Origin of the sequence: Streptococcus sp. DD11 (assembly GCF_001578865.1) — a bacterium.
Lineage (GTDB): Bacteria > Bacillota > Bacilli > Lactobacillales > Streptococcaceae > Streptococcus > Streptococcus panodentis.
Window position 1 is genome coordinate 14,976 of sequence record NZ_KQ969399.1, and the last position, 3,156, is coordinate 18,131.

At 47.8% G+C, this 3,156-nt stretch carries 2 protein-coding genes and 2 pseudogenes; all 4 read left to right on the top strand.

Annotation, left to right across the window (positions count from 1 at the left end; translation table 11 throughout):
• Positions 1–716: pseudogene (locus tag STRDD11_RS14825) on the top strand (serine hydroxymethyltransferase); the annotation flags it as partial.
• Position 717: 1 nt separating this feature from the next.
• Positions 718–1,693: pseudogene (locus tag STRDD11_RS12825) on the top strand (nucleoid-associated protein).
• Positions 1,693–2,295 (top strand): lysozyme family protein, encoded by a 603-nt coding sequence (locus tag STRDD11_RS12830; RefSeq protein ID WP_128837631.1) that lies wholly within the window; start codon positions 1,693–1,695, stop codon positions 2,293–2,295. The pseudogene STRDD11_RS12825 and the gene STRDD11_RS12830 overlap by 1 nt, the downstream one beginning before the upstream one ends.
• 460 nt (positions 2,296–2,755) lie before the next feature.
• Positions 2,756–3,156: YSIRK-type signal peptide-containing protein (locus STRDD11_RS12835; RefSeq protein WP_128837660.1), on the top strand; the 401-nt coding region annotated here is incomplete at its 3' end.

The window sequence follows — 3,156 nt, forward strand, 5'->3', positions numbered from 1 at the left end:
TTTTTCAAAATTCCGCGAAATCGCAGACGCGGTCGGTGCCAAGCTTATGGTGGATATGGCCCATATTGCCGGACTGGTCGCGGCAGGCCTGCATCCCAGCCCTGTGCCCTATGCAGACATTACGACGACCACGACTCACAAAACCCTGCGCGGACCGCGCGGCGGCCTGATTCTGACCAATGATGAGGCCTTGGCTAAGAAGATCAACTCTGCCATCTTCCCAGGCATTCAGGGCGGACCGCTGGAGCATGTCATAGCAGCCAAAGCGGTAGCCTTCAAGGAAGTGCTGGATCCAGCTTTCAAAGTCTACGCTCAGCAGATTTTTGGACAATGCTCAGGCCATGGCTCAGGTCTTCCGCCAGCATGACAAATTCCGCGTCATCTCTGACGGCACCGAGAACCACCTCTTCTTGGTTGATGTTACTAAGGTTGTAGAGAATGGGAAAGTCGCTCAGAATCTCTTGGATGAGGTTAATATTACCCTCAATAAAAACTCCATCCCACATGAAACCCTGTCTCCATTTAAGACCAGCGGCATCCGAATCGGGACGGCAGCCATTGCGGCCCGCGGATTTGGCGTGACGGAAAGTATCAAAGTAGCGGAGCTCATTATCAAGGCCTTGGAAAATGCGGAAAATGAAGCCGTGCTCAATCAAGTGCGGGCAGAAGTCAGAGAGCTGACAGATGCCTTCCCGCTTTATGAGGGCCTAAACTAAGATGGACATTTATGTAAAAAAAGCGATTATCCATCAGTTCAGCCCAGCAGACACAGACTTGCTGCTGGCGGACAAGCTGCTCAATATCACGCCTAAAAATCGAAGAATACCTGCGCAAGAAAATCGAGCGGGTCTACTCTGACGAAGCTAAAACCGGTGTTTTCGATGCGGAAAACATCTTTTTGGCCAACCTTTCGGATGACCTGCTGGAAACTTCCGTCAAGGTGGCCAAGCTCTGGCAGGAGGAGTTTTCTGTCAGTGAACATCAGAAAACCAATGACTTGATTTTTGTGCAGTTTGACAAGGAAGGGGTGGAGCATTTTGCTTTCCTGCGCATCTCACTGCGGGAAACCCTGACCCACTTGGGCGGTGAGCCGGACAATCCAATCAAGCTGACGCAGAACAATCTGCCCGGCTTTGGCACAGGAGCAGATGAAGCGCTGGTGATTAATCTGCAGTCGCGCAAGTATCACCTGATTGAGAAGCGCATCAAGTACAATGGCGCCTTTCTCCATTATTTTTCTGATAATCTCCTGCAGGTCCATCCCACTATTTCGCCTAAGAAATCGATCAAGACGCTGGAAAAAACAGCTCAGCGGATAGCGGAAAGCTTCCATTCTGACGATTTCCAGTTTCAGTCCAAGGTCAAATCCAGCATTTTCAAAAATCTGGAAGAAAATGACGAACTGTCGCCTGAAAAGCTGGCAGATGATCTTTTTGACAGCAATCTGACAGCCAGACTGACCTTTATCGATCAGGTCAAGGAAGCCATTCCCGAACCGGTCAAATTTGATGAAATTGACAGCAGCCGCCAGAAGAAAAAGTTTGAAAATCAGAAACTCTCCCTGTCAAATGGAATTGAACTCATTGTTCCTAATAATATCTATCAGGACGCCGAATCCGTAGAATTTATCCAGAATGACAATGGCACCTATTCCATTTTGATCAAAAATATCGAGGATATTCAAAGTAAATAATGTTTAAAATTTTAAGAAGACTGATTGCGCTGCTGTTGGTGCTCTTTGTCGGCTACAAAATCTATCAGGTCCACCACGATGTCAAGCAGGTGATGCAATATCAGAGCTTGGTCAGAGAAGTGCTGGATGAGCAGGATACAGCAGCCAATGAAGAGCTGGTGCTGGCCATGATTTACACGGAAACCAAAGGTAAGGATACCGATCTCATGCAGTCCAGCGAGAGCGCAACCGGCCAAACCAACTCTATCAATGACAACAAAGAAAGTATCCGGCAGGGGATCCAAACCCTGTCGGACAATCTGGAACTGGCCAGCCAAAAGAAGGTAGATGTCTGGACAGCTGTTCAGGCCTACAACTTCGGTCAGGCTTACATTGACTATGTGGCCAAAAACGGCGGCGAAAATACACTGGAGCTGGCCAAGAAATATTCCAAAGAAGTGGTCGCTCCCAGTCTGGGCAATGTCACCGGAAAAACCTATGGATACTACAATCTCATCTCCATTTTTCACGGTCCGGAACTCTACATCAATGGCGGAAACTATTATTATTCCCGTCAGGTCCGCATGAATATGCACATCATGCGCTTATTGAATTGGTTTTAGAAGGCGGTGGGACAGACGCCCATGATGGCTGCGCCCTCACCCACAGAGGGATGGATCTTTTAGAAGATACCGTATAAAAAAGGCTTCAATGCAGGAGCTTTTTGGAGTCTAAAAGACGAACAAAGTTGAGACTTGCTTCGCAAGTCCTATCCGCAACCTCAAAGCAGTGCTTTTGTTGCTTCCTCTCGGAAGCTCTATCTATAACCTCAAAACCTCCACTGGCGCTTTTGAGCAATCAGCTACCGCGTCAAGAGTTTTTTACCAAAACAAAGAGAGGCTGAAGGACTTTCGTCCCAGCCTCTTCTTTTTTTGATATTTAGCGCCATGCCAAGCTGCAGCTGAAATTTTAGGCACTTTCCGAAAACTGTACAAGAAAATCTACAAATAAACTGGCAAACTCTGTTAATATATTATATAATAAAAGGAGATAATCAATTCAACGGTTATTATAGGAGTTATCATGAAAAATAGTTTATTTAAGCACTCTCTCAGTCGCTTTTCCATTCGGAAGCTGACTGTTGGGGTTTGTTCTGTTTTGCTGGGCTGTTTCATCCTGGCTGCCAGTCCCGTCGCTCAGGCGGACGAAGCTGTTTGGGATCAGAATGGGCCGATTTCAAGTAGCCCGACTGGTGAAGCGGTGCCAGCAGAAGCCCCTGCACACTCGGCCGATCCAGCAGAGGCTGGCACTCTTCTTGCAGGAAAGGAAGAAAGCGGAAGCACAGATTCTGCAGCTGTGGCGGTCAGTGACACGGCAATGCAAGAACCTGCTGTTTCTGAACTACAGCCCGGCCTCAACTCTCAGCCAACTGCCGAAAAAGAAGTCGCTTCAGAAGCTTCAGCTGATAGAAGTCAGCCGGCATT

Bases quoted from the DNA above. Each gene is read 5' to 3' on its own strand.
- STRDD11_RS12830 (WP_128837631.1), top strand. From the start codon at position 1,693: ATGTTTAAAATTTTAAGAAGACTGATTGCGCTGCTGTTGGTGCTCTTT.